The organism is Sphingomonas endophytica (assembly GCF_001476895.1).
Classification (GTDB): Bacteria; Pseudomonadota; Alphaproteobacteria; order Sphingomonadales; family Sphingomonadaceae; genus Sphingomonas; species Sphingomonas endophytica_A.
Genome location: NZ_LDTB01000146.1, coordinates 1 through 908, shown reverse-complemented (window position 1 = coordinate 908; position 908 = coordinate 1). Strand labels below are relative to the sequence as shown.

Annotated in this window: 2 protein-coding genes; both read right to left on the bottom strand. The window is 65.2% G+C overall.

Annotation, left to right across the window (positions count from 1 at the left end; genetic code table 11):
- Window positions 1–305: 305 nt before the first annotated feature.
- On the bottom strand, window positions 306–440 hold the full coding sequence (locus NS334_RS19310; protein WP_275044698.1) for a hypothetical protein: 135 nt from the start codon (window positions 438–440) through the stop codon (window positions 306–308).
- Window positions 437–895: an ATP-binding cassette domain-containing protein gene (locus tag NS334_RS16420; RefSeq protein ID WP_206542688.1), complete on the bottom strand. Its 459-nt coding sequence runs from the start codon at window positions 893–895 to the stop codon at window positions 437–439. Before NS334_RS16420 ends, NS334_RS19310 begins: the two co-directional genes overlap by 4 nt.
- Between the last annotated feature and the right edge of the window lie 13 nt (window positions 896–908).

Below are 908 nucleotides of genomic sequence, written 5' to 3'. Positions count from 1 at the left end.
AAGTCATCAATATGCAATTTCGGGGGTTCGACGGTGGTCATGCGCACGGCCTGTTTGCGGTCGACGTGTAACACACGTCGCGACGATACCGTCAAGGCTTCTGCCGTGCTCTCTCGCGGTCATTCCGGAGTTGCTCTCTCCCTCGTCATTCCGGGGCGACGCAAAGCGCGTCGCGCCCGGAATCCATTTGGCCGCACGTGATGGCGGCGCGATGGATTCCGGGTCCTCGCTTCGCGAGCCCTCAGGTGCGCAATTGCGCACCGGGGAATGACGATGGGGAGAGAACCGGCCGCGCGTCGCGGCCCTCAATGCACCGCGGCGTACAGGATCTTGTCCTGGGTCGCGTCCGCGGCGTCGAACTCGGCGACGATGCGGCCGGTGCGGGCGACCAGGATGCGGTCGGAGAGGGCGATGATCTCGGGCAGGTAGGACGAGATCACCACCACCGCCTTGCCCTCGTCGGCGAGCCGGTTGATTTCGCTCGTGGATGTGCGGCGATGGTGCCGACGTCGACGCCGCGTGTCGGCTCGTCGAAGATGATGATCTCCGGCTCCTGCACCAGCGTTTTGGCGATCACCACCTTCTGCTGGTTGCCGCCTGACAGCTCGACCACCTTGGCCTCATCGCCGATCGCGCGCACCTTGAGCCGCTGGATCCAGCTCTTGCCCACGCTATTGGTCTCGCGCCGCGACAACAGCATCCGGCCGCGGGGAAACTTGGAGAGCAGGCCGAGATAGATGTTGCGGGCGATCGAGGCGGTCTCGAAGAAGCCCTCGACCTTGCGGTCCTCGGTCACATAGGCGATGCCGGCCTTCACCGCCGGCGCCGGCACCCGATAGCGCACCGGCTTGTCATGCAGCAGGATCTCGCCGCCGTGGAAGAAGTCGCGCTTCAACACGCCGGATACG